Consider the following 25,723-nt stretch of genomic DNA (forward strand, 5'->3'; position numbering starts at 1 on the left):
CTATCGCATCCGGGTAATCCGGCCCTGGCGATCAATCGCGTGGATCGGGCCGCGGCGGCCCAGTTCCCGGAGGCGGAGCGCCTGGTCCACGTTGGCCGCTGCGCCGAAGGGCGACGGGGCAATCACAAAGGGGTCCGCCGTCGTGAAGTTGACGGTGTACCCGAGATCCTCAAGCGAGCCGATCGTGATGGCACTGAGCGGGTTGCTTCCGAGCGCAAGGTAGCCCGTCATCAGTTCGGTGGTCATGACCGTTTCCCGCCAATGCCCGTCCTGGGTGCCGGGGCCGCCGGTATTCTCCACCGGCACCGGGTAAAGGTTCGGAAACGAGGTCACCCCATCGGCCGCGGCGTAGTAGGTGTTGGCCGACACACCATCGAAATGCGTGGAGTCGGTTCCGCCGAAGATCAGGAGGGAGGGCGTGACGTAGTCCCAGATGGTCCCGATGCCAAGCACATGCCCCATCTCATGCAGGATGACGGGCTTCAACACGCCGTTTGCCTCGATGAGGGCCATGTCGGCGGCGTCGAAGGTCATGGTGCCCACGAGCGGGAGGATGCTCGGCTGCCGCACCCAGCACGGGCTGGCCCCGCCCAGGATCCCGCCCGGTCCGTCGATCGGCGCGATAGTGGCGTAGATCACGACCGAGGTGATCGACTGGTTGATCGGCGGGGTATTGTCGTCGCAGCTCGCCGAATCGGCGACCACGAGATCGGCCGGAAAGTCCGCGACGATGATACTGCTCCAGCGCGCCGCCGCATCCAGGAAGGCGGCCCGCTGCGTCGCCGTCACCGGGGTCAGGAACTGCACATCCACGCTGTAGGTGCTCGGCACGGCCGTGCCGAGGGTGACGAAGTACGCCGTTGCCGATGTGTCTGCCGGGAGCGATGCCACCGTCGTGTAGCCGCTCATCGTGCCTGCGATGGTGCGCGTGACCGACGTCTGTCCCGAGGCATTCGTCTCGGTGCTGGTGGCGGACACGGTGCCGCCACCAATCGCCGCCCAGCTCACGCTCGCGCCGGCCACCGGCGCCCCACCGGCGTCGACGACCCGGACCACCAGGGGGAGCGCCGCGGTCTCGTTGTAGAGCGCATTCTGATTGTTGCCGGACACGACGACAATCGCGGCCGGCACGGGTGCCGGCGCCGGTGCGGTGCTGTCACTCGAGCAGCTCATCACCAGCATCGACGCCGCCACCAACCCACCCACGCCCCTCGCGGGAATCCTGCCCATGTGGTGCTCCTGCGCGATGATCGCGCCAAACGGTTGTGCCGCGACCAGGGGGACATCGGCAGCGAATGTCGAGCATGATAGGACGCGCAGCTCACCCACACCCTGCACACCCACCGACGGACTGTCAAAACCAAGCAGCGCCCGGGAACCTGTCCCGGGCGCTGTCATGGCCGTGTCGTTTCAACCACCCGGCTAGACGTCGTCCTCGAGCGTCCCGACCAGCACCGCGTCGGCGACGACCTCGACCGCTTCCACCGGCGGCGGCGGCGGCGGGGGCTCGAAGCCCGGAGGCGGCTCGATGTCGATTTCGGCATACCGGTAGATGCCGGTCCCGGCCGGAATCAGGTGACCGATGATGATGTTCTCCTTGAGGCCCAGGAGGTCGTCCTTGGCCCCGCGGATGGCCGCGTCGGTCAGCACGCGGGTGGTCTCCTGGAACGACGCCGCCGAGATGAACGACTGGGTCGTGAGCGACGCCTTGGTGATGCCGAGGAGCACCGGTTCCGCGTTGGCGGGGGTGCCCTTCTTGCGCAGGATCCGGTCGTTCTCGTCGCGGAAGGAGAGCTTGTCCACCGTCTCCCCCTCAAGGAAGCCGGTGTCGCCCGGATCCACGACGCGCACCTTCTGCAGCATCTGCCGCACGATGACGCCGATGTGCTTGTCGCTGATGCGCACGCCCTGCAGGCGGTACACCTCCTGCACCTCGTTGAGCAGGTATTCCTGCACCGCGCGGGGGCCCTTGATGCCCAGGATGTCGTGCGGGTTGACGGGGCCCTCGGTCAGGCGGTCGCCCGCGCGGACCTTGTCGCCCTCGTGCACCCGGAGGTGCTTGCCGGCCGCCACTTCGTACAGCTGCGGCTCCGCGCCCTCTTCCAGCGGGTAGACGAAGATCTCGCGCTTGCCGCGCTTGATCTCGCCGAACTTCACGTGGCCGTCCACCTCGGCGATCGTCGCCGGATCCTTGGGACGCCGCCCCTCGAAGAGCTCCGCCACCCGCGGGAGACCGCCGGTGATGTCGCGCGTCTTGTACGCCTGGCGCGGAATCTTGGTGACCGTGACGCCCTTGGGCACCTTGACCGCGGGCGACAGGAAGACCGTCTTGTCCTTGGCTTCCTTCTTGGTCTTGTTCGGCCACGCCACGTTGATCGGATACTCCTCGACCTTGAACTTCGGCGACCAGGGGTTGGCCTCGTCGGGAATTTCCATGGCCCGGCTCACCAGGTCGGTCGGCGACCCGAGGATGATCCGGGAGCCTTCCGCCAGGATGTATTCCTGCGGGTCCTTCCGGTTCGGCGCGTACACGAGCACCGACGGATGGAGCTCCTTGTCCGGGTCAGCCACGACGACCACCGACCGGAGGCCAGTCGACTCGTCGAGTTCCTCGCGCAGCGTGACGCCCGGCACGAGGTCCTTCCAGCGAAGCTCGCCGTCGACCTTGATGATGCTCGGGTCGTTGTACGGGTCCCAGGTGTAGAGGACCGAGGCCCGCGCGCCCTGCCGCGGATCGACCTTCGACACGGTGTCGCCCACCTTGACCTGCAGAAGCGCGCCCTCCGGCACCGGGAAGCGGTTGAGCACCCGCTTCTTGTCCTTCGGGTCGGTGATGAGGATGCCTTCCTTCTGCTCATCCGCCGCCGACTCGTCTTCACGCGTGAGCGCGATGCGAATCTGCCCCTTCTCGCCGTCTTCGTACTCGACCGGCAGGTCGGCAAACTCGAGGTCGGGCGTGTACTGCACCAGACCGTCGGACCGCGCGCGCCGCTCCGCCTCTTCGGCGATGCGGGCGGAGGTACCGCCGATGTGGAAGGTCCGGAGCGTCAGCTGCGTGCCCGGCTCGCCGATCGACTGGGCGGCCAGGATGCCGACCGCCTCGCCCATGTCCACCATTTCCATGGTGGCCAGGTTGCGGCCGTAGCACATGCGGCAGACGCCGCGCCGGGCCTCGCAGGTGAGCACCGAGCGGATCTTGACCCGGTCGATCCCGGCCTCGTCGATCTCGTCGGAGACGTCTTCCTTGATGAGCTGCCCCGACGCGACCAGCAGCTTCGGGTCGCCGTCCTCGTCCATCTTGTTCGGGTCGTAGACGTCTTCCAGCGCCACGGCGCCGAGGATGCGCTCCCGCAGCGACTCGATGACGTCCTCGCCCTCCTTGAGCGCGCTGATCTCGAGGCCGAGGATGGTGCCGCAATCCTCCTCGGTGATCGTGACATCCTGCGCCACGTCCACCAGGCGGCGGGTGAGGTACCCGGCGTCGGCCGTCTTGAGGGCCGTGTCCGCCAGGCCCTTCCGGGCGCCGTGCGTCGAGATGAAGTATTCGAGCACCGTGAGGCCTTCACGGAAGTTCGACTTGATCGGGCTCTCGATGATTTCGCCGATGCCGCCCGTCAGCTTCTTCTGCGGCTTGGCCATCAGGCCGCGCATGCCGGCCAGCTGCCGGATCTGGTCGCGGCTGCCGCGGGACCCGGAATCGAACATCATGAAGACGGGGTTGAACCCGCCGCGCGAGGCGCCCATGTGCTTGATCATCGCCTCGGCCACGTCGTTGTTGGCGTGGGTCCAGGCGTCGATCACCTTGTTGTACCGCTCACCGAAGGTGATCTGGCCGGTGTTGTACGCGCGCTGGAACCGCTGCACGCGCTTGTCGGCCTCCTCGAGCAGGGTGACCTTCTCCTCCGGAATCTCGAGATCCTCGATGCCGATGGAAATGCCGCCGAAGGTCGCGTACCGGAAGCCGAACTCCTTCAGGCGGTCGAGGAAGATGACCGTGTCGGCCAGGCCCGCCTCCAGGAAGCTGGTCAGCACCAGCTGCGAGAGGCTCTTCTTCCGCATCAGGCCGTTCCGGAAGCCGCCGCTCTGGATGATCTTGACCGGGATGATGCTGTTGAACAGCACCCGGCCCGCCGTGGTCGGGATCCATCCCGCCGCGCGCGCCGGCTCGGAGCCGACCGGCGGCTCGAACCAGTAGAAGATGGTGGTCTGGTACCCCACCGTCTCGTGCAGCAATGCCATCTCGATCTCGGCCAGCGTCGAGAAGAACGGCGCGTTCTTCCAGCCGGCGCTCCGCGTCGACAGGTCGGCCAGGGGGCCGCTCATCGGCTCCTCGGCGCCCGGCGGGAGCTTGGTGAGGAAGTACGAGCCCAGCACCATGTCCTGCGACGGCTCCGCCACCGGGCGGCCGTCGGAGGGCTTGAGGATGTTGTTCGACGCGATCATCAGCACCCGCGCCTCGATCTGCGCCTCGAACGACAGCGGCACGTGCACCGCCATCTGGTCGCCGTCGAAGTCGGCGTTGAACGCCGCGCAGACGAGCGGGTGGATCCGGATGGCCTTGCCCTCGACCAGCACCGGCTCGAACGCCTGGATGCCGAGGCGGTGCAGCGTCGGCGCGCGGTTGAGGAGCACCGGGTGGTCCTGGATGATCTGCTCCAGGATCTCGTACACCTCGGGGCTTTCCTTCTCGACGATCTTCTTGGCCCGCTTGACCGTCTCCGCGATGCCGTTCTCCACCAGCTTGTGAATGATGAACGGCTTGAAGAGCTCCACGGCCATGGCCTTGGGGAGGCCGCACTGGTGGAGCCGGAGTTCCGGTCCGACCACGATGACCGACCGGCCCGAGTAGTCCACGCGCTTGCCGAGCAGGTTCTGCCGGAAGCGACCCTGCTTGCCCTTGAGCATGTCGCTCAGCGACTTCAGCGGGCGCTTGCCGCGGCCGCGGATCGCCTTGCTCCGGCGCCCGTTGTCGAACAGCGCGTCCACCGCCTCCTGCAGCATCCGCTTCTCGTTCCGGAGGATGACTTCCGGGGCGCGATGCTGGATGAGCTTCTGGAGCCGGTTGTTCCGGTTGATGACGCGGCGGTACAGGTCGTTCAGGTCGCTCGTGGCGAAGCGCCCGCCGTCAAGCGGCACCAGCGGCCGGAGGTCCGGCGGAATGACCGGCACCACGTCGAGGATCATCCACGCCGGGTTGTTCGGCAGGTCGCCGGAGTCGCCGGAGCTGAGCAGCGCGTCGACGATCTTGAGCCGCTTCAGCATCTGCTTCTTGCGGTGCTGGCTGGTTTCGCTGGCCACGCCCGCGCGCAGGTCTTCCGCGAGCTTCTTGATGTCGATCCGGCTCAGCAGCTCGCGCACCGCCGGCGCGCCGGTGTCGGCCCGGAACATGGTGTCGCCCATGTCGCGCGCCTTCTGCTTCATGGCGAGGAACTCGTCCTCGTCGAGCAGCTGGTTCTGCTTGACCGGGATCACCTTGCCGTCGACTTCCACTTCCTGCTTGCCCGGCTCGATGACGATGTAGTTCGAGTAGTAAATGACCCGCTCGAGCTCCCGCAGCGTGATGTTCAGCAGGTTGCCCATCGGCGACGGCAGCGTCTTGAAGAACCAGATGTGCGCCACCGGCACGCTGAGCTCGATGTGGCCCATGCGCTCGCGCCGGACCTTCGACAGCGTGACCTCGACGCCGCAGCGGTCGCAGATGACGCCGCGGTAGCGGATCCGCTTGTACTTGCCGCAGTGGCATTCCCAGTCCTTGACCGGACCAAAAATGCGCTCGCAGAACAAGCCGTCCTTCTCGGGCTTGAACGAGCGGTAGTTGATGGTTTCCGGCTTCGTCACCTCGCCCCAGGACCACCAGGTGCGCTGCCCCTGGAGCTCCAGGCGCTCGCGCTCCTTGGTGTCGCGGGGGCCCCGGATCTCCTCGGGCGAGGCGATCCGGATGCTGATGTAGTCGAAGCTGGAGCTCTTGGGCTCGCGTCCGCTGCGAAAATCGATCATTGCTGCCTCATTCTTGAATCCGGCGCGGTTGCCACGCCGGCGGAAAAAACAGTGTCGTGTGTCCCGGGCCCTATTCGTCGCCGTCGGCGGTGGTGCCCAGGGTCACCTTCAACCCGAGCGCCTGGAGTTCCTTCACCAGCACGTTGAACGACTCCGGGATGCCCGGTTCGGCCAGGTTCTGGCCCTTCACGATGGCCTCGTACACCCGGCTGCGGCCGTTGACGTCGTCGGACTTGACCGTCAGCATCTCCTGCAGCACGTGCGCCGCGCCATACGCTTCCAGCGCCCAGACTTCCATTTCACCGAAGCGCTGGCCGCCGAACTGCGCCTTGCCGGCCAGCGGCTGCTGGGTGACCAGCGAGTACGGGCCGATGGACCGGGCGTGGATCTTGTCGTCCACCAGGTGGCTCAGCTTGAGCATGTAGATGGCGCCCACCGTCACGTCGCTGGCGAACTCCTGGCCGGTCCGGCCATCCCGCAGCCGGGCCTTGCCGCCGGGGGTGATCCCCGCGGCCGTCAGGAGCTCCGCGGACGCGTCGTCCCACGCGGCCTCGGACTTGGCGCCGAGGACGCCGGCCAGCGCCGGCAGCCCCGCCGCCTCCAGCAGCTCGGCCGGCGAGAGCTCGGCCTTCTTCTCCAGCTCCTTGACCGCCTTCTCAAGCGCCTTCTTCTCCGTCTTCCCGGCATCGCCGAGGAGGACGGCGTGGTGCTCGAGCTCGAGCCGGACCTGCGCCTGCTCGCGCTCCGCCAGCTGCTTGGCGGCATCGACCAGGAAGCCCTGCGCCGACTTGTAGAGCGCCTTGGTATCGGCCGAGGAGGCCCGATGCCCGAGCACTTCGATGCCGACCTTGCCGAGCGCGGTGCGGTCGGCGTCGGTCGCGGCCTTCTTCAGGTCGGCCACCATCGCCGTGATGATATCCGGCGCGGCTTCCGGCGCGGGCGTATTGAGCCGCAGCGCCTGCGCGGCCCACTTGAGCCCGGCCAGGCGGATCAGCACGCTGATCTCGGCCTCGTCGGCGCCCCGGAAGACCGGCGTCTTCGCCTCGAAGCCGAGGATCCGCGCCGCCCACCCGAGGTGGGTCTCGAGGATCTGCCCGACGTTCATGCGGCTCGGCACGCCGAGCGGGTTCAGGACGATGTCCACCGGCGTGCCGTTCGGCAGGAACGGCATGTCCTCTTCCGGCACGATGCGGGCGACGATGCCCTTGTTGCCGTGGCGGCCGGCCATCTTGTCGCCGACGCTGATCTTCCGCTTCTCGGCGATATACACCTTGACCAGCTGGATGACGCCCGGGGGCAGTTCGTCCGGCTGGAGGATCTTGTCGATCTGGTCCTCGGCCCGCTCCTCGACCCGGGCGCGCTCGCGCGTCGCGGCGTCGATGGTGGCGCGGATCCGCTCGTTGGCGGCCTTGTCGGCCACGCGGAGCGTCTTCAGGTCGGCCTCGGAGAGGTCCAGCCCGTCGAGCACCGAGGGCGTCAGCTTGGTGCCCTGGGGAAGGAACTCCTCCACCGTGCCAGCCTTCAGCATCAGCGCCACTTCCTGGTTCTTCAGGAAGGCGTTGAGTTCCTCCATCATGACCGTGGTGATGCGGGCCTTCTCGTCGGCTTCGATCCGGCGCACTTCGCCGATCCGCTCGCCGCGGTCCTTCTCGACGACCAGGTCCTCGATCCGGCTGAAGATCTTGACGTCGATGACGACGCCCTTCATGCCGGGGCTGACCTTGAGCGAGCTGTCCTTCACGTCCTTGGCCTTTTCGCCGAAGATGGCTGTGAGCAGCTTCTCTTCCGGCGACAGCTCCGTCTCGCCCTTCGGCGTGATCTTGCCGACGAGGATGTCGCCCGGCTTGACGTGCGCGCCGATCCGGACGATGCCGCGCTCGTCGAGGTCGATCAGCGACTCATCCGAGACGTTCGGGATTTCCCGGGTGATCTCCTCCTGGCCGCGCTTGGTGTCGCGGACGTGGAGTTCCAGCTCCTGGATGTGGATCGACGAGTAGACGTCGTCCTTGACCAGGCGCTCGGAGAGGATGATGGCGTCCTCGAAGTTGTGGCCGTACCAGGGCATGAACGCCACGAGGACGTTGCTGCCCAGCGCCAGTTCGCCGCCCTCGGTGGCCGCGCCGTCGGCGATGACCTGGTTGGCCTCGACCTCCTGGCCCAGCTGCACCAGCGGCCGCTGGTTGATGGCGGTGTCCTGGTTGGTGCGCCAGAACTTCTTGACCCGGTAGCGGTCGTGCTGCGAGAGCCGCGCGAGCGGCCCGGCGCCGGCCTTGAGGCCCACGATGCCGGCGTCGACGATGATCTCGTCGGCGGTGACCCGGGTGACGGTGCCGCCCCGGCGGGCGATGATGACCGCGCCGGAGTCGCGCGCCACCTTCTCCTCCAGCCCGGTGCCGACCAGCGGCGCCTGCGGGAAGAGGAGCGGCACCGACTGGCGCTGCATGTTCGAGCCCATGAGGGCGCGGTTGGCGTCGTCGTGCTCGAGAAACGGAATGAGCGCGGCGGCGATGGAGACCAGCTGTTCCGGCGCCACGTCCATCAGCTCGATGTCCTCGGGCTTCAGCAACGGGTAGTCGTCGCCGCGGCGGGTCAGGACCATCGTGTCCTGGAAGGTGCCGTCAGGATTGAGGGGGGCGTTGGCCTGGGCCACCGCGTAGTCCTCTTCCTCGCTGGCCGACAGCCAGCGGATCTCGTCGGTCACCTTGCCGTTGCGGACCACGCGATACGGCGTCTCGATGAAGCCGAGGTCGTTGATGCGCGCGTAGGTCGACAGCGACGTGATCAGGCCGATGTTCGGGCCTTCCGGCGTCTCGATCGGGCACATCCGGCCGTACTGCGAGTAGTGCACGTCGCGGACTTCGAAGCCGGCGCGCTCGCGGGTCAGGCCACCCGGGCCGAGGGCCGAGAGGCGGCGCTTGTTGGTCAGTTCGGCGAGCGGGTTCGTCTGGTCCATGAACTGCGACAGCTGCGACGACCCGAAGAAGGCCTGGATGACCGCCGAGACGGTGCGGGCGTTGACCAGGTCGTCGAGCGAGATCTTCTCCGGATCGGAGTTGATGCTCATCCGCTCCTTGACGAGGCGGGCCATGCGCGAGAGGCCGACCGAGAACTGGTTGGCGATCAGCTCGCCCACCGACCGGATGCGGCGGTTGCCGAGGTGGTCGATGTCGTCGGTGTAGCCGCGGCCGTCCGCCAGGTCGATCAGGTAGCGGATGATCGCGACGAAGTCCTCTTCGGTCAGGACGGTGTGGTTCGGGTCCTGCTTCAGCTTGAGGCGCTGGTTGATCTTGTACCGGCCGACGCGGCCGAGGTCGTAGCGCTTCGGGTTGAAGAAGAGGCGCTTGAGGGCCTCGCGGGCCGTCTCGAGGTTCGGCGCCTCGCCCGGCCGCAGCAGGGAGTAGATCTGTTCGAGCGCCTCGGACTCCGAGTGGGTCGGGTCCTTGGCCAGGGTGTTCTTGATCAGCTGGCTGTCGCCCCGACCCGGCGGGAGGAGCACGTCCACCCGGCGGACCTCGGCCTTGATCAGCTTCTTGCGGAGCGTGTCGCTCAGCTTGGCGCCGCGCTCGGCGACGACCTCGCCGGTGGCCGGATCGGCCACGTCAAAGGCGAGGACATGCTCCACCCGGTCGCGCGTGGTGGTCGGCTGCTCCTCGTCCCGCAGGTCGAGGATCGTGTAGCCGGCGAACACCTCGACGGTCTTGATGCCGGCGGCGCGCAGGATGTTGAGGCGCTCGGGGGTCAGCTCGTCGCCGACGGCGGCGAGCGGGTCGCCCCCCTTGTCCTCGGGGTTCGGCACGGCGGCGGCCAGCACGGCCCCCACCACCTCGCGCCGCTCCTGCCGGGTCTCGATCTTGCCGGTGATCGACAGCGACTTCGTGGCGAAGAAGAGGCTGAGGATGTCGGCGTTTTCCCCGTAGCCGAAGGCGCGCAGGAGCGCCGTGGCCGGGAACTTCTTCTTCTTGTCGATGTGGACGTAGATCACGTCGTGGATGTCGATGGTGAACTCGACCCACGAGCCCCGGAAGGGGATGATCCGCGCCGAGAAGAGCCGCTGGCCGTTCGGGTGGATGTCCTCCTCGAACACCACGCCGGGCGACCGGTGAAGCTGGCTGACCACGACGCGCTCGGCGCCGTTGATGACGAACGTCCCGAGCGGGGTCATGATCGGCAGCTCGCCGAGGTAGACCTCCTTCTCGATGATGTTCTTCGGCCGCTTCTCCCCCTCGACCTCCTCGAAGACCACCAGCTGCAGCGTGGCCTTGAGCGGGGCGGCGTACGTCATGTCGCGCTCGATGCACTCCTCGACGGAGTACTTCGGCTCGCCCAGGGCGTAGCGCACGAAGTCCAGGGTGTACTTCCCGTTCACGTCCGAAATCGGGAAGAGATCCCGGAAGACGCGTTCGAGCGACACGTCCTGCCGGGCGCCGTCGACGTCGTCGGGCACCAGCAGCGACTCGAAGGCGCGCGTCTGGATGTCGAGGAGGTGCGGCATGGGCATGCCGCCCTCGTGCTTCGCGAACGTAATTACCGGTCGGATATCAGTCATGGCTCACTCTCATGCAACACAAAGGGCCCCGGGACGGCGGCCAACGCCAAAGGCGCTGGCCCCGCGGGGCTCGGACGTCGCTGGAATTCAGGACCAACGCAGGTTCGTCATGCCGTCTCACTAAAGCAGGGTGGTCGCAGGCGCCCGCCGGGTCGTCCCGGCGGGCGGTGCGCCCCCTACTTCATTTCGACGGTGGCGCCCTGCTCTTCGAGCTTCTTCTTCAGTTCTTCCGCCTCGGCCTTGGAGATGCCTTCCTTGATGACGCCACCGGCGTCGACCAGATCCTTGGCTTCCTTCAGGCCCAGGCTCGTGACTTCACGCACGGCCTTGATGACCTGGATCTTCTTGGCGCCGCCGCTGGTCAGGACGATGGAGTACTCGCTCTGCTCCTCGGCTGCCGGGGCTGCGCCCGCGCCCGCGCCACCCGCCGGGGCGGCCATGACGGTCACGTTGAACTTCGTCTTGAACTCTTCAATCAGGTCCGCCAGCTCGATCACGGTCTTGTTGCCGATCGCGTCGAGAATCTGCTCATTGCTCATCGTGGTGCTCATCGGGATGCTCTCCGTCGGGTTAGGATGCCGCGGCGCTGCGCTGCTCACGCAGTGCCTCGAGTGCGCCGACCATGGTGTAGAGGACACTGTTCATTGCGCCGGCCATCTGCGCCAGCAGGACTTCGCGCGACGGGATCTCGCCCAGCCGCTTGACGTGGGCCGCGGAAACGGCCTCGCCGTCCACGCGTCCCATCTTGACCGTCGGCTTGTCGCCATGCTCCTTGGCGAACTCGGTCAGCACCTTGGCCGCCGAGAGCGGTTCGTGCGACAGCACGAGGCCGGTCGGGCCGGTAAAGTGCGCGTCGAGCCCTTCGATCTTGTTGGCCGCGAGGGCCCGCTGGGCCAGCGTGTTCTTGACCACGATGTAGCTGGCGCCGGCCGCCCGGAGGCGACGGCGGAACTCCGTCATGCTCAACACGTTCAGACCAGTGAAATCCGTGACATAGACATTGGGAGACGCCTTCAACGCTGCCGTGAGGGTCTCGACCTCTGCCTGCCGTTCCGTCTTGCTCACTTGTACCCCGCCGTCTCGAGCCGCACGCCAGGCCCCATGGTGCTGGAGACCGTCGCCGACCGGATGTAGACACCCTTGGCCGCGGACGGCTTGGCCCGCAGGATGGTGTCCATGAAGGCCTGGAGGTTTTCCGACAGCTGCGCCTCGGTGAACGAGGCCTTGCCGATCGGGACATGCACATTGCCGGTCTTGTCGACCCGGAATTCGATCTTGCCCGCCTTGATTTCCTTGACCGCCTTGGCCACGTCGAGCGTGACCGTGCCGGCCTTCGGATTGGGCATCAGGCCGCGCGGACCGAGCACCCGGCCGAGCTGGCCGAGCTGGCCCATCACGTCCGGCGTGGCGACGATGACGTCGCACTCGAGCCAGCCGTCCTTCAGCTTCTGGAGGTACTCCACGCCGACGAAGTCCGCCCCGGCGGCCTCGGCCTCCTGGACCTTCTCGCCCTGCGTGACCACCAGCACCCGCACCGACTTGCCGGTGCCGTGCGGCAGGACGACCGTGCCCCGCACGACCTGGTCCGCGTGCCGCGGATCCACGCCGAGCCGGACGGCGACGTCCACCGTCTCGTTGAACTTCGCCTTGGCGGCGGCCTTCACGGCGGCGCAGGCCTCGGTGCTGCTGTAGGTACGGTTGCGGTCGACCGTGGCGGCCGCGGCGGTGTAGCGCTTTCCGTGGCTGGGCATCAGTCGATGACCTCCAGCCCCATCGAGCGGGCGGTGCCGGCGATCATCCGCATGGCACTCTCCACCGAGGCGGCGTTGAGGTCGGCCATCTTGATCTCGGCGATCTTCTTGAGCTGTGCCGAGCTGACCTTGCCGACCTTGGTCCGGTTGGGCTGCGCGCTGCCCTTGTCGAGCCCCGCCTCCTTGAGCAGGAGGTTCGGCGCCGGCGGAGTCTTGGTGATGAACGTGAACGTCCGGTCGGCGTAAATCGTTACGACGACCGGGATCACCATTCCGCTTTGGCTCTGGGTCCGCGCGTTGAACTGCTTGCAGAACTCCATGATGTTGACGCCATGCGGGCCCAGCGCCGTCCCGACCGGGGGCGCGGGGTTCGCGGCGCCAGCCGGAACCTGCAGCTTGACGAGCGCCTGAATCTTCTTGGCCATACATCTCCTCGTGGTGCGCCGGCGCGATCCCCTGCCCCTGGCTCCCGCGTATTCCGCGCGGTGGCGGTGCGCCCCCGAGGGGGCGCAAGAGCGGCGCCTGCCGCCCTAGTGACCGCGGAGCTGGAGGTAATCCAGCTCGACAGTCGTCGGCCGCCCGAAGAGGCTGACCGACACCTTGACCTTGCCCTTGTCCGCCAGCACTTCCTCGACCGTCCCGCTGAAGTCGGAGAAGGGGCCTTCCGTGATCTCGACCACCTGGCCGGGGAGGAAGGGAATCTCTTCCTTCGGCTCCGACTCGGAGGCCTGCTCCACGACGCCGAGGAGGCGGTTGACCTCCTCCTGGCGGAGCGGCTGCGGCAGCTTGCCGGTGCCGACGAACTTGATGACGCCCTGGATGCTGTTGACCAGGTGCAGCGCCTCCTGGCTCAACCCCATCTCCACGAGCACGTAGCCCGGGTAGAGCTTCCGCTCGACCGTGACCTTCTTGCCGTTCTTGATCTCGACCGCTTCCTGCACCGGCACCAGTGCCTGGCGCACGAGCCGCTCCTCGGCGGGACGCGGATCCTCCTCGATGCGCCGCTGCAGCAGGCCACGAACCTTGTTCTCGTGCCCGGCAGTGGTCTGGATCGCGTACCAGCGGTATTCCATGGCGCTCACCGGGCCAGCTTGGCGATGCCGTCCACCAGGATCAGTTGCAGCAGCAGGTCCATCCAGCCGATCAGGAAGCCGAGCGCGATCGACATGATGATGATCATGCGCGTCGCCTTGTTCAGCTCGTCCCGCGACGGCCAGGAGACCTTCTTCGTCTCGGTGCGGACCGCGGCCAGGAAATCCCCGGTCCGGCGGAACCAGCCGACGACGCCACCGGCGGGCGCGACAGCCTGCCCGGCATGCTTGGAGCCTTCCATGACTACTTCGACTCCTTGTGCAACTGGTGCTTGTCGCACCGCGGGCAATACTTCTTCCACTCCACCCGCTCCGGGTGCTTGCGCCGGTTCTTGTCGGTGAAGTAGTTCCGGTTCTTGCAGTCGGTGCACTCGAGAATGATCTTTTCGCGCGGCATATCTCAGCGGGGCAGCGGGGCCGCGGGGCCGGGAGGCAGTCCATGCCGCTCGGTCAACCGTCTCTCCGCCTGTCCGCCCTCCGGAATAAGTGATTCGTGTGCGCCCTGCGACGCCCCTGCCAGAGCTCGCGATCGGGATTGAACCGATGACCTCATCCTTACCAAGGATGTGCTCTACCAACTGAGCTACGCGAGCGACTACTTGCCCAGAGCGGGCGACGGGACTCGAACCCGCGACCCTCAGCTTGGAAGGCTGACGCTCTACCAACTGAGCTACACCCGCCGGTGTCCTGCTGCCTGACCATGTCCTGCTGCCAGGCATGGTGGGGGTAGGATTCGAACCTACGTAGGGCGAAGCCCGGCAGATTTACAGTCTGCTGCCATTAGCCACTCGGCCACCCCACCGCGCTGCCTGCTACCCCCCGATACAGAACCCCGCCACCAACTGGGCGGGGTTTGACCGTCGAGAGTTTTCCTGCACTTCAGCTGGAGCTGACGAAGGGACTCGAACCCCCAACCGGTGGTTTACAAAACCACTGCTCTACCAATTGAGCTACGTCAGCACGAAAGCCAAAATAGGCAGACCCATATGATAGAAGGGGTTGGGGCAATAGTCAACGGGCGGGGCAGCGGGGCAGCGGGGCAGCGGGGCAGCGGGGCAGCGGGGCAGCGGGGCAGCGGGGCAGCGGGGCAGCGGGGCAGGAAGCTGGCCTGGCCGTCACCCCGGCGAAAGCCGGGGTCCAGGTGTGGGGGCCGGTCTTGCGTGCCGGCCCCCTCGCCAGATCAGTCGCTCAGTCGTTCAGGAACTTCTGGTAGGAATTGATCTGCGCACCAAACAGGGTGATCCAGGCGTTGATGGCACCATCAGTGACTCCGCCGGCAAAGTCCAAGTCACTCTCCAGCACGGGGTTACGGTCCTTGTCGGCATAGGCACGCCCGAACCGGTGGTCATCATTCCATTCGTTCATCTTGGAGGTGCTCACCTGGATGTCACCGAACGCGATGTACAGCTGGGCGTCGGTGTTGTCGTTCGCCATGATGAGCAGCGCCTTCTTGCCGTTGAGCTCGATGCGCCAGGAGTGCTCACCCTTCTTGGTGAAGGTCAAATCGAGACCGCCGAGGAGCGCCTCCATGTGCTTGTCGGTCACCGAGGTCATGACCTCCTGCGCGTGCACCGGGCGCGCGACTGCGACAAGCAGGAACAACGCCAAAGCAGCGGCCACGTGCCGGGCGGCACGTCCAGACTTTCGAGCGACCATCGGCACTCTCCGCGGAGTTATGGGTAGGTGGAAGGGCCGCAATCTGCTCGCGCGGTGGCGAAGCTACAAGCCCTGACTACCCCACCCGCCACTTCGTCCCGCCCTGGCCGTCCTCCAGCGTCACGCCGCGCGCCGCCAATTCGTCGCGAATGGCGTCCGCCTTGGCGAAGTCCCGGGCCAGCCGGGCCGCCTTCCGCGCCTGGATCCGCTCCTCCACCCAAGTGGCCAGCTCGGCGTCCGCTTCCTTCGGGGTCGGCAGCACATCCAGCACGCCGGTGGCCCACGCAAACGCCTCACGGGCCGAGACAGACGCCGCTGCCCCCCGGTCGAGCGCCCGGTTCCCCGCCGTCACGAAGTCGAAGAGGGCCGCCACCGCCCGGGGGGCGTTGAGGTCGTCGTCCAGCGCCGCCGAGAACTGCTCCCGGAGCTTCGCGGCCGCCCCGTCCAGTTCGGCGGTGGCCCCTTCGCCGACCGCGCCGGTGGCCTTGGCCGGCGCGGCCTCGAGCCGCGCAGCAAAGTCGCCCAGCCGGCGGAGCCCGGCCGTGGCCTGCGCAATCGACTCGTCGTTCAGGTCGATCTTCTGGCGGTAGTGGGTCTGGAAGAAGAAGAGCCGCAGCGCCGCGGCATCCACACCGTCTTCCTTCAGGTCCCGGGCCGTGGTGATGTTCCCGAACCGCTTCGACATCTTGGTGCCGCGGATATTCAGGAACTCGGCGTGCATCCAGACCCGCGCGAAGTCGGGCTTGCCGGTGTGCGCGCAGCTCTGGGCGATCTCGTCCTCGTGGTGCGGGAAGATCAGGTCCACCCCCCCGCAGTGGATGTCGAGCACATCCCCGCCCCACTTCTCCCGCAGCAGGTCCAGCGCCATCGCCGAGCACTCGAGGTGCCACCCCGGCCGCCCCCGGCCAAACGGCGCGTCCCACGCCGCCTGCACCTGTTCGTCGTCCGGCTGCGCCGCCTTCCAGAGCACGAAGTCGCGGGCGTCCTCCTTGGCGTACTCGTCGCTGCTGACCCGACCGCTCGCCCCCGAGCGCAGCTCCCGCTGGTCGAGCTGGCTCAGCCGCCCATACGCCGGGAACCGCGCGATCGCGAAGTACACCGACCCGTCCTCCCCACGGTATGCAACCCCCTTGGCCAGCAGCGACTCCACCAGCGCAATCATCGGCGCGATGAACTGGGTGGCCCGCGGATAGGCGTGCGCGGGCAGGATCCGGAGATAGTCCCGGTCGGCAAAGAAGGCCTGGGCGTAGGGCTCGACATGCTCCCGGAGCGTGACGCCCGCCTTGGCCGCCGCCTGGATCGTGCGGTCGTCCACGTCGGTCAGGTTCATCACATGGAACACCGTCAATCCGCTCGCCTCGAGCCACCGCCGCAGCAGGTCTTCGAAGAGAAACGTCCGGAAGTTCCCGATATGCGCGTAGTTCCAGATGGTCGGGCCGCAGGTGTAGAGCGAGACCCGCCCCGGCACCAGCGGGACGAAGTCCTCGACCTGCCGGGTCATGGTGTTGTAGAGGCGGAGGGTCATGCGTCCTCGGCGGCGGCCTGCGCCACGGCGTGGTCGGGGGACTGCTCCCCGCGAACGTGGATGGTCCGCTGCGGGAAGGGAATCTCGATGCCTTCACGGTCGAGACGGTTCTTCATCCGCCGGCGGAACTCGCGGCCCGCCGCCCAGTGCCCACCCGGGAGCGTCTTCAGAAGCGTGCGGATGACCACGGCACTGTCGCCCAGGTCCTGGACGCCCAGCACATCAGGCGCCCCGTCGAGCTGGCGTCCCCACACATCGTCCTCAGCGAAGGCCCGGGCTTCGTCGGCAAAGATCTCAAGGACCAGGTCCACCCTGGCGTCGTAGGCCACGCCGACGTCCACCACGGCCCGGCTCCAGGCCCGGGTCTTGTTGCTGACGGCCCCGATCTGTCCGTTGGGGATCGTGTGGAGCACGCCCTCGATATCCCGCAGCTGCACGATGCGAAGTGTCATCAACTCCACCGTGCCTGACTTGCCGACGACTTCGATGGTGTCGCCCACGGCGAACTGGTTTTCGAGCAGGATGAAGAAGCCGGCGATGACGTCCTTCACCAGCGACTGCGCGCCGAAGGACACCGCCAGGCCGAGGACGCCGGCGCCGGCCAGGATCGGGCCGATGGGCATGAAGAGGTTCAGCGTAAACAGGCCGGCCAGCACCAGCACCAGCACGGTGCCAAGGCTGCGCAGGAGGCCGGCAATCGTGGCACTGCGACGCTCCGTCGCGCTGAAGTGCGCGTCATTGCCGTCGTCGGCCGCCGCCACGATCCGGTCGGCCAGCTTGCCGACCAGGCGGTTGGTGACCCAGGCGGCGATCCAGATGAAGACCAGCGCGATCGCCTTGCGCGCGGCGGTCGCCGGGTCCACGTGGAAGAATTCGATGGCAGCGTGAATCATGTCGCGGAGTGATGCGAGAAACGGCACGGGACAACCCCTTCGTAGACAATGAATTGGAGGGGGTAACCTAGACCCGGGCCGCGCGCGGCGTCAACGCGGCGCGCTCGAAGCATACGCTATCCGGCTCTCGCGGACCCGCATCCCGCCTGCCCGAACCGCGGAGAGCACCGCCTCCGCCCCCTCGCCGTCCTGCAGCGCGATCCGGACCCAGCGATCCCGGTCCGGCGATGTCCCGGCGAGCCGGAGTTCGAGGCAGCGTCCGGCTCGAACGACCCCAGCCGTCAGCCAGCGGAATCCTGCGGCGTCATGCCAGAGAAGCCGCTCACACCACCGCGAAAGCATGCCAAGGTCATCGGAGCAGATGACCACCACCACCTGTCCCCTCCGAAGCGGCTGCAGCGCCGCCTCCACTTGGGGTGTCGCCAGTCTGCGGGCGTCGAGCACGAGCCGCGACGGGGCGCGATGGATCGCGTGGCGGAGGTCCGCCTCGTTTCGGAGCACCGGGCCGAAGAGGGTGAGGGTGGCCGCGGCGCCTGGCGGCACACCCACAACGGCTCCACGCGGGAGCGCGAGGAGGAGGGGAAGCGGTGAGGGGCAGCTACCCGGAAAGCGGCGATGCATCCGGGCAGCGTAGCCGCAGAAGGCCGGGGGGCGTCACCCCGGCCGTGCGGGTCGGTGCGCGTTAACGGCGGTCGGGCACCCGGGTCAGGAGCACCGGGCGATCGGCGCCCCGCAGGACCTTGTCGGCCACGCTCCCGAGCACCATCCGCCGCAGCCCGCGCGCCCCATGGGTGGCGAGCGCGAGCAGTTCCGCGTCGGCGAGCGCCGCCTCGTGCAGGATGGCCTGGGCAACTCCGGGCTCCACCACGACACGGGTGGACACCTTGACGGCGGGACTCCGGACCCGCGCCGCCACTCCCTCCAGATAGGCTTCAGCCTGCTCCGTGAGGGAGGCGGTCAGCGAGTCGTCCATGGCGAGCGACGCGCCCATTCCCGCCTCGCCGGCGATCGGAATGGGCGGCACCACCCGAAGCAGGACGACTTCGCACCGCTTCGGGTCCGCGAGCGCCAGCGCCGGCCCGATGGCGGACTCCGACTCGGTGGAACCGTCGAGCGCCACAAACACCTTGCGGAACTGTTCCGCCGGCGGAATCGTGGTCCCTTCGGCCGGACGAATGAGCAGGACGGGCACGGTGAGCCGCCGCACCAGCGCGTCGGACACACTGCCGAGCCAGAGACGACTGAGCGCCCCGCGTCCATGCGTGGCGAGGACCACGAGTCCGAACGCGTTGTCCTCGGCGTGCGCCGCGATCTGGTCCACCACGTCACCATCCAGGAGCTGCCGGGTGATGCCGGTAAACCCTCCTTCCTCGAGGCGGGCGGCGCAATTCGCCAGGTACTGCTCTTCTCCGTCGCGGATGGACGGGTCCACCGCCGTGGCGGCCACGGCACCCTCGGTGGCGATCGTCCAGGCGGGCACCGGGTCGTGCACGCGCACCATCTCGAGGTGCGCCCCCGTCGCCTTGGCGAGGCAGGCGGCCCAGGGCAGCGCCTGCTCCGAGAACGGGGAGCCGTCGAGTGGGACAAGGATGCTCTTGATCATCGATCCATCCTTTCACGCGCAGTCACGCGTTCAGATCAGCAATAGGGCCAGCAGTGTGGCGAGGCCGAGATAGGCCAGTCCGGCCCCCGCCAGCCGGCGGAACTGGGACGTGCCGAGGGTCACGGCCACGGTGAGCTTGAGCACGGTATTGCTCAGCATTCCCAGCATAATCGCCTCGGCCGCGAGGCGGACCATCCCCCCGTCGGTCGCGAGCTTCGCCATGGAGACCGTCAGCGCGTCCATGTCGGTCAGGCCGAGGAAGGCGGCGAGCGGGAGCACGCCCGGGTCCCCGAACCTGCCCTGCACCCAGGTGAGCGCCATCAGCGCCCCCTGAAAGAGCAGCGCGAGGCGGATGGCACTTCCCAGCCGGAGCGGATTGCTCGGCGGGGTCATCGGTTCTGCCGCGGGATCGTCCGCCTCGGTGCCGGGTCGGAACGCCCAGGCCGTGAGGATCGTTCCGGCGGCGAGCGGGATGAAGGCCATCGGCAGCAGTGCCCACCCGGCGTCGGGGTTCAGCACAAAGGTGATGCCGGTGACGCGAATGACGAGAATCGTGCAGGCCGCGACCACTCCGGCGGCCAGGCCCCGGCCCGCCTCAGGTTCGATCCGGCTTCGGCGGGCAAAGTTCAGCGTCACGGCCGTCGACGAAATCAGGCCGCCGGCGAGGCCCGCATAGGCATACCCCCGCCGAACCCCCACCCCGCGCCGCGCGACGAATCCGAGGAAGTTCAGCCCGGAAAAGAGCAGTACCAGGAGCCACAGCGACTGCGGATAGATTCCGCCGAGGGGGCCAAAGGGGCCCTTCGGCATCAGCGGGAGGACGACCAGGGCCAGGACAGCAAACTGGAGCGCCCCGCGCAACTCCCAGTCGTCGATATGCCGGACGAACTCGTGGATCCTGCTTTTCTCGTTCAGGGCGAGCACGACGACGACCCCGGCGGCGCTCGCCAGGCGCAAATGTCCCAGCCCGGCAATCACCCCGAGCCCGAGCACGACAACTGCGGCCACCTCCGTGGTGGCGTCCGGATCCAGGGAGCCCCGCCGGCTGGCGAGGACATAGGCGGCTGCCACCAACAGCGCGGCACCACCGAGGAGGACCGCGGACAGCGCCACGGCTCCTGCCATCAGGAGCACGCCGGCAATCCCGCCCGCACCCCCCAGCAAGAAGAAGGTCCGGGCCCCCGCAAAGCGGGCGTCCGGACCTTCGGCATGTCCCGACCACTGGCGCTCGATACCGACCGCCAGGCCGATGAGCGCGGCCACACCCATGCCCACCGCCGCTTCTGACGCGGCAAGGGGAAGGACCGTGGCCGCGCTTAGCACCCTACTCCTTCTGTTCGGGGGCGGGCGTTGCCGCCGCGCCGCAGCCGGCCCCGCCAGCGCCCTTGCAGCATTCCATGCCAGGGGAACATGCGCCATTCCCTCCCATGCCCTTCATGCCACCCATGCCGCCCATCATCATCTTTTCCATGTGCGCGTGCATCAGCTTCAGCATTCCCTCCATCATCAGCCTGTCCTGCACCATGGCGTTCAGCAGCGCGGCCATCGCCTCAGTCTTCTTGCTGCCGCTCGCCGCGTTCATGGCGGCGGTGAGGTCCGCGATCTGCGCATTGGCGGAGTCCATCTTGGCCATGATGGCCATGCCAGGGCACTCGCCGCCACCGCCGCAACCACCGCCGGCGCCCATGCCGGGTCCCATGGCGTGCGCATGGCCCGCCATCGGGGCCGGCGCGGCCGGCTCCTGGGCCCAGAGAGGAGCGGCGAACAGTAGCGGGGCAGCCAGGGCGATCAGGGAAAGGCGGCGCATAGGGTACCTCAAAGAGAAAGAATCAGAGCGGAACAGTCAATACGGCGCACAACGCCGAATGCAACAGGCCGCGGGCCACGCTGCCTCCCTCGACAATTCCGGGAGGCCCACCACGATGGTACCCGAACGCCAGCAGCCTGGCGCCGGCGTCGGCGGCCTCGGCCAGCAGCTCGGAGAGCACGTTCCCCCGTCGGATCCGGAGGTCCGTCGTGACCAGGGCCTTGTCCAGCGTGCGGTTGAGGCGCAGGGTCCGCGACGCCGGCAGTGTCGCGGCCAGTTCATCCGGCTCGTTCAGCCAGACCGGTTCGACGGTCACCGCGCGCAGCGGGGCCTCGATGGTGCGCGCGAAGTCGGAGGCGGCCTTGAAGACGGAGGCACTGCGCTCCGTCGCGTCGAGACAGACCAGCATCGGATCGAATTCCTCGCAGTCGAGGCCCACGAACAGGCAGGGCACCCGGCTCCGCCGCGCGACGGCATCGGCCGTGTCGCCGAGAAACATCCGCTGGCGCTGGGTCCGCTGCTTCCGGCCCAGGACCAGGAGGTCGCCCGAATGCTCTTCCGCATAGCGCGGGATTTCAATGCCAGGCACTCCCGACAGCACCGTGAAGGCCGGCGCAATGCGGGGGGCCGCCCGCTGCAGCTTGGCCTCCAGGCCGCGCGAGAGGTCGCGCAGCATGGTCTGCTGCTCGGCGTCCGAGGCGCCACTGCCGGCCGCTACCTGGCCTGGCGTGGCCACACGGACCGTCAGCACCGTCAGCCGGGCGCCCGCCTGCTCGGCCAGACGTGCGGCGACCAGCACGGCGTGATGACCGGCCTCGGATTGATCCGTGGCCGCGACCACATGCCGAAGCTCCATGTAGTTGTGCTCCGCGGTGGGTGATGACGCATTCTCGTCTCATTCCCTTGAAGAGAGTATGAAGGAAACGAGAAGAAAGCGTGGCTCCCTCCCTGCCGCCCCTCCGATTGCCTACTTTCAAGCCATGACCCGCCCCCCTCGACACGCCTCCCCCTCACCCTCACCGGAACGGCTGGAACAGCTGGTCTCCGCCGGCCTGCTCCTGACCTCCGAGCTCTCCCTGGAAGGGGTCCTGCAGCGGGTGGCGGATCTCGCCTGCGAGATCATCGGGTCGAGATACGCCGCCATCGGCGTCCTGTCCGAAGATCATCGCCGTCTGGACGCCTTCGTCACGGCGGGCATCGACGAAGCGACGAAGGTTCGGCTCGGGGCGCCGCCGGAAGGCAGGGGCGTCCTCGGTCTGGTGATGCGGGAGCGCAGGATCATCCGACTCGCCGACCTCCAGTCACACCCCGGATCCGTGGGATTCCCCCCCGGGCATCCGCCCATGCACTCCTTTCTCGGCGTGCCGATCGAGCGCAGACGAGGCGTGTTCGGCATCCTCTACCTGACCGAAAAGCTCGACGGCCCCGAGTTCACCGCCGAGGACGAGCACGTCGCCCGGCTCCTGGCGGCCCAGACCGGCGCCGCCATCGAGAACGCCAGGCTCCACGAGGAAAGCGCCCGACTGCTTGAAGAAGTCCAGCAGCTGCAGCGCTCCCGAGAACGCTTCTTTGCCATGGTGAATCACGAACTCAGGAACGCGCTGGCCGGCGTCTACGGCTGGGCGGAGATGCTGGTGCGCAAGAAGGACCCCGAGACCGTGCCCAAGGCAGCGTTCGAGGTGCTCGATTCTGCCGAGCAGGCGATTGCCCTCGTGAACGACCTGCTCGACCTGAGCCGGCTGGATGAAGACCGCCTCAAACCGGTGCTTCGCGACGTGGAGTCGACGGCGATGGTCCAGCGCGCCATTGCCCGCGTCACTCCGATGACGAGCGCACACGGCATCGAGGTGATCTTCGAAGCTCCGGCCGGCGGGGGGGCCATCCAGACCGACGCGCACCGGGTCGAGCAAATCCTCCTCAACCTGCTGGGCAATGCGACCCGGCACGCTCCGAAGGAGTCGACCATCCGCGTGCATCTCCTCGGAGACCACACCAGGGTCCGGATCGAGGTGCTGGATGAAGGACCAGGCGTGTCCGAAGAAGACCTCGACAGGATCTTCGACATCTACCAGACCAAGGGATCCGATGGCGGCGTCGGCCTTGGCCTGCCCCTGTCCCGCCGCCTGGCACGGCTCCTCGGGGGTGATCTCCGTGCTGAGGCCCGGCCGGACGTGGGTGGCTGCTTCATCCTTGAGCTGCCAGGTGGCGGAAAACTAAAGAGTTCTTCATAATACCTTCCGGTACCGTTCACCCCTTCCTCATAGCTTGAGCATCATGAAAGTTCTCGTCGTGGAGGACGACCGGAAGGTCGCCGGGTTCATCGAACAGGGTCTGAAGGAAGAGGGCTGGACCGTGGACGTCGCGCCGGATGGCGAGGAGGCCACGATGCTGGCTCACGTCTACCAGTACGACGTCATCCTGCTCGATGTCGTGTTGCCCAAGAAGAACGGGTTCCAGGTCGCGGCGGAGCTTCGCCGTGAGGGGCGCAACACCCCCATCCTGATGCTCACCTCGCGGGACGCGGTGGAGGATGTGGTCCGCGGCCTCGACGCGGGTGCGGACGACTACTTGGCCAAGCCGTTCCGGTTCGAGGAGCTGCTGGCCCGGATGCGCGCCCTGGTCCGGCGCGGAGGCGCCGAGCGCCTCGAGACGCTCCGCTACGGCCCCCTCTCCATGGATCGGCTGCGTCATGAGGTTCGGCTGGACGACCAGCCCCTGGACCTGACGCCCAAGGAATTCCAGCTCCTGGAGTTCTTCCTCCTCCACCCGGAAGAAGTGGTACGGCGGACCACCCTGCTCGAAAAGGTCTGGGACATGCATTTCGACCCTGAGAGCAACGTGGTGGATGTTCATGTCGGCAACCTTCGCCGGAAGCTCGCCGCCTCCGCCGGTGGCAACCTGATCACTACCGTGCGGGGCGTCGGATTCTGCCTCCGCGCCGCCAACACGGTGGCGACCCGCTCCGCGTGACCCGGCGCGTGCCCCCGGCGATCCTGCCGGGGGCGGCACTCCTGTTCATCCTTGCGGGGCTGTTCCTACGGCTCCAGCCCGACCTGTCGGGGTGGAGCCATTCACTATGGATGGCGGGACTGCTGGTTACCGGTGTTCCGGTGGCATGGAAGACCCTGCGCGGGCTCTTGCGGGGACGGGCAGCCGCTGACATCGTCGCCACGCTCGCGATCGTCACGGCCATTCCGCTGGGCGAACCGCTCGCCGGCCTCGTGGTCGTGCTGATGCAGACGGGAGGGGAGGCGCTGGAGCGGTTTGCGGAGGGCCGGGCCAGCGCCGCGGTTCGCGAACTGGAGGCGGCGGCCCCCCACGAGGCGCACCGACTCCTCGGTGACGGCACCGTGGAGGACATCGCGGCGGATGCCGTGGCCATCGACGATCTGCTCCTGGTCCGGCCGGGGGAAATGGTCCCCTGCGATGCGGTCGTCACGGTCGGCGCTTCGCACGTGGACGTCTCCCGGCTGACGGGCGAACCGGTCCCGGTCAGCGCCGGGCCGGGCACCCGGCTTCCCAGCGGCTCCGTCAACGGGGAAAGCCCCCTCACGCTGCGCGCCGAGGCGCTCGCGTCGCAGAGCCTCTATGCGCGGATCGTCGAGCTGGTTCGGTCGGCCCAGGCGGAGAAGGCCCCTCTCCAGCGGCTGGCCGACCGGTACGCCATCTGGTTCACGCCGCTTACGCTTGCGGTGTGCCTCGTGGCCTACCTCATTTCGTTCGACCCGGTGCGGGTGCTGGCGGTGCTGGTGGTCGCGACCCCCTGCCCCCTCATCCTGGCCACCCCGGTGGCCATCATCGGGGGATTGAACCGGGCCGCACGGCAGCAGATCGTCATCCGCAACGGCGGGGCGCTCGAGCAGCTTGGCGGCGTGTCGGTCGCGATGTTCGACAAGACGGGCACGCTGACGGTCGGCCGCCCTGCGCTCGCCCGGATCGTGGCGGTGTCGCCCTTCACCGAGTCGACGCTGCTCGCCCTCGCCGGCGCCGTGGAGCACGGTTCGGGGCATCTCCTGGCCCGCTCGGTCGTGGACGGGGCCCGTACCCGGGGTGTCGGCCTGCCGGCCGCGTCGGAGATTCGCGAAGCGCCCGGTGAGGGCGTGGCGGGACGTGTCGAGGGACGGATGGTGGTGGTTGGCGCGCGTGAGTACGTGCGGCGGCTCGCACCGGCAGCGGTCGAGGCGCTGAACGCCGCCGACGGTGACCGGGCGGCACTTCGGGCGTATGTCGCGGTGGACGGCGCGGCGGCCGGGTTCCTGGAGTTTGCCGACGCCCTCCGGCCTGAGGCGGCGGCCTTGCTGCGGCGGCTCTCCGGCCTCGGGATCACCCGGATTGCGCTGCTCTCCGGCGACCGGAAGGAAAACGTCGAGGCCCTCAGCGCCAAACTCGGGTTCACGGAGGCGCACGCCGACCTGCTGCCCCACGACAAGGTGGCGCTCGTCGAGTCGGCCATGGCCGGCGGGCAGAAGGTCGTGATGGTGGGCGACGGCACCAATGACGCTCCCGCGCTCAGCACCGCCACGGTGGGCATCGCGCTCGCCTCGCACGGTGGCGGGATTACCGCGGAAGCGGCCGACATCGTCATTCTCGCCGACGACCTGGGCCGGGTGGCGGACGCGATCGAAACCAGCCGGTGGACCATGCGCATTGCGCGCCAGAGCATCTGGGCGGGCTTGGGGCTCAGTGGCGCCGCAATGGTCGTCGCCGCGGCAGGCTACATTCCACCGATCGCGGGCGCCGTCCTGCAGGAAGTGATCGATATTGCCGTGATTCTCAACGCGCTGCGGGCCGCGGCACCGGCCCCGGCGCATTCACCTCGGGCGGTCGCCTGAGACCACCACACGCAGTTCCGGG

Annotated in this window: 21 protein-coding genes and 4 tRNA genes; 3 read left to right on the plus strand and 22 right to left on the minus strand. The window is 67.9% G+C overall.

Going from position 1 to position 25,723, the window contains the following annotated elements; genetic code table 11:
- The 22 genes from R2910_03830 to R2910_03935 all read right to left on the minus strand — a co-directional run bounded on the left by R2910_03830 (nt 1) and on the right by R2910_03935 (nt 21,725).
- Nucleotides 1–1,230, minus strand: a complete 1,230-nt coding sequence (locus tag R2910_03830) for a leishmanolysin-related zinc metalloendopeptidase (protein MEZ4412099.1) — start codon at nt 1,228–1,230, stop codon at nt 1–3.
- A 192-nt stretch (nt 1,231–1,422) separates the two neighbouring features.
- On the minus strand, nt 1,423–5,997 hold the full coding sequence (gene rpoC, locus R2910_03835) for a DNA-directed RNA polymerase subunit beta' (protein ID MEZ4412100.1): 4,575 nt from the start codon (nt 5,995–5,997) through the stop codon (nt 1,423–1,425).
- 70 nt (nt 5,998–6,067) lie between these two features.
- The gene (gene rpoB, locus R2910_03840; protein ID MEZ4412101.1) at nt 6,068–10,543 is read right to left on the minus strand and encodes a DNA-directed RNA polymerase subunit beta; all 4,476 of its coding nucleotides are present in this window, start codon (nt 10,541–10,543) and stop codon (nt 6,068–6,070) included.
- 176 nt (nt 10,544–10,719) lie between these two features.
- The gene (gene rplL, locus R2910_03845; GenBank protein ID MEZ4412102.1) at nt 10,720–11,094 is read right to left on the minus strand and encodes a 50S ribosomal protein L7/L12; all 375 of its coding nucleotides are present in this window, start codon (nt 11,092–11,094) and stop codon (nt 10,720–10,722) included.
- A gap of 19 nt (nt 11,095–11,113) precedes the next feature.
- A complete protein-coding gene (gene rplJ, locus R2910_03850) occupies nt 11,114–11,608 on the minus strand; it encodes a 50S ribosomal protein L10 (GenBank protein MEZ4412103.1) in 495 nt (164 codons plus the stop codon).
- Entirely contained in the window at nt 11,605–12,294 is a 690-nt protein-coding gene (gene rplA, locus R2910_03855; GenBank protein ID MEZ4412104.1) for a 50S ribosomal protein L1, read from the minus strand. The genes rplJ and rplA overlap by 4 nt, the downstream gene beginning before the upstream one ends.
- Nucleotides 12,294–12,719, minus strand: a complete 426-nt coding sequence (gene rplK, locus R2910_03860) for a 50S ribosomal protein L11 (protein ID MEZ4412105.1) — start codon at nt 12,717–12,719, stop codon at nt 12,294–12,296. Before rplK ends, rplA begins: the two co-directional genes overlap by 1 nt.
- 105 nt (nt 12,720–12,824) lie before the next feature.
- Entirely contained in the window at nt 12,825–13,367 is a 543-nt protein-coding gene (gene nusG / locus R2910_03865; protein ID MEZ4412106.1) for a transcription termination/antitermination protein NusG, read from the minus strand.
- Nucleotides 13,368–13,372: 5 nt separating this feature from the next.
- Nucleotides 13,373–13,627: a preprotein translocase subunit SecE gene (gene secE / locus R2910_03870; GenBank protein MEZ4412107.1), complete on the minus strand. Its 255-nt coding sequence runs from the start codon at nt 13,625–13,627 to the stop codon at nt 13,373–13,375.
- A 2-nt stretch (nt 13,628–13,629) separates the two neighbouring features.
- Nucleotides 13,630–13,782, minus strand: coding sequence for a 50S ribosomal protein L33 (gene rpmG / locus R2910_03875; protein MEZ4412108.1), 153 nt, complete (start codon nt 13,780–13,782; stop codon nt 13,630–13,632).
- Between the two features lie 123 nt (nt 13,783–13,905).
- A tRNA-Thr gene (locus R2910_03880) sits at nt 13,906–13,978 on the minus strand.
- A gap of 14 nt (nt 13,979–13,992) precedes the next feature.
- Nucleotides 13,993–14,065: transfer RNA gene (locus tag R2910_03885), tRNA-Gly, on the minus strand.
- 38 nt (nt 14,066–14,103) lie between these two features.
- Nucleotides 14,104–14,187: transfer RNA gene (locus R2910_03890), tRNA-Tyr, on the minus strand.
- Between the two features lie 82 nt (nt 14,188–14,269).
- Nucleotides 14,270–14,345, minus strand: a tRNA-Thr gene (locus R2910_03895).
- Nucleotides 14,346–14,573: 228 nt separating this feature from the next.
- Nucleotides 14,574–15,041, minus strand: a complete 468-nt coding sequence (locus tag R2910_03900; GenBank protein ID MEZ4412109.1) for a YbjN domain-containing protein — start codon at nt 15,039–15,041, stop codon at nt 14,574–14,576.
- A gap of 76 nt (nt 15,042–15,117) precedes the next feature.
- Entirely contained in the window at nt 15,118–16,566 is a 1,449-nt protein-coding gene (gene cysS, locus R2910_03905; protein MEZ4412110.1) for a cysteine--tRNA ligase, read from the minus strand.
- Nucleotides 16,563–17,486: a mechanosensitive ion channel family protein gene (locus tag R2910_03910; GenBank protein MEZ4412111.1), complete on the minus strand. Its 924-nt coding sequence runs from the start codon at nt 17,484–17,486 to the stop codon at nt 16,563–16,565. The genes cysS and R2910_03910 overlap by 4 nt, the downstream gene beginning before the upstream one ends.
- Nucleotides 17,487–17,549: 63 nt before the next feature.
- Nucleotides 17,550–18,002 carry a hypothetical protein gene (locus tag R2910_03915; GenBank protein MEZ4412112.1) on the minus strand — a complete coding sequence of 151 codons (453 nt, stop codon included), beginning with the start codon at nt 18,000–18,002 and terminating at the stop codon, nt 17,550–17,552.
- Between the two features lie 139 nt (nt 18,003–18,141).
- Complete coding sequence (locus tag R2910_03920; GenBank protein MEZ4412113.1) at nt 18,142–19,062, minus strand: universal stress protein; 921 nt, start codon at nt 19,060–19,062, stop codon at nt 18,142–18,144.
- A 30-nt stretch (nt 19,063–19,092) separates the two neighbouring features.
- Complete coding sequence (locus R2910_03925; GenBank protein ID MEZ4412114.1) at nt 19,093–20,385, minus strand: MgtC/SapB family protein; 1,293 nt, start codon at nt 20,383–20,385, stop codon at nt 19,093–19,095.
- 1 nt (nt 20,386) lies between these two features.
- Entirely contained in the window at nt 20,387–20,869 is a 483-nt protein-coding gene (locus R2910_03930; protein ID MEZ4412115.1) for a hypothetical protein, read from the minus strand.
- Between the two features lie 22 nt (nt 20,870–20,891).
- A complete protein-coding gene (locus tag R2910_03935; protein MEZ4412116.1) occupies nt 20,892–21,725 on the minus strand; it encodes a universal stress protein in 834 nt (277 codons plus the stop codon).
- 124 nt (nt 21,726–21,849) lie between these two features.
- Between R2910_03935 and R2910_03940 the strand changes: the two genes are divergently transcribed.
- Genes R2910_03940 through R2910_03950 form a run of 3 tightly spaced genes read left to right on the plus strand, consistent with a single transcriptional unit; the run spans nt 21,850 to nt 25,701 of the window.
- Nucleotides 21,850–23,100, plus strand: coding sequence for a GAF domain-containing protein (locus R2910_03940; protein ID MEZ4412117.1), 1,251 nt, complete (start codon nt 21,850–21,852; stop codon nt 23,098–23,100).
- Between the two features lie 43 nt (nt 23,101–23,143).
- Complete coding sequence (locus R2910_03945) at nt 23,144–23,839, plus strand: response regulator transcription factor (protein MEZ4412118.1); 696 nt, start codon at nt 23,144–23,146, stop codon at nt 23,837–23,839.
- Nucleotides 23,836–25,701 (plus strand): heavy metal translocating P-type ATPase, encoded by a 1,866-nt coding sequence (locus R2910_03950; GenBank protein MEZ4412119.1) that lies wholly within the window; start codon nt 23,836–23,838, stop codon nt 25,699–25,701. Before R2910_03945 ends, R2910_03950 begins: the two co-directional genes overlap by 4 nt.
- Nucleotides 25,702–25,723: the final 22 nt, after the last annotated feature.

The sequence above is a fragment of the Gemmatimonadales bacterium genome, from assembly GCA_041390145.1.
Taxonomy (GTDB): Bacteria; Gemmatimonadota; Gemmatimonadetes; order Gemmatimonadales; family GWC2-71-9; genus SPDF01.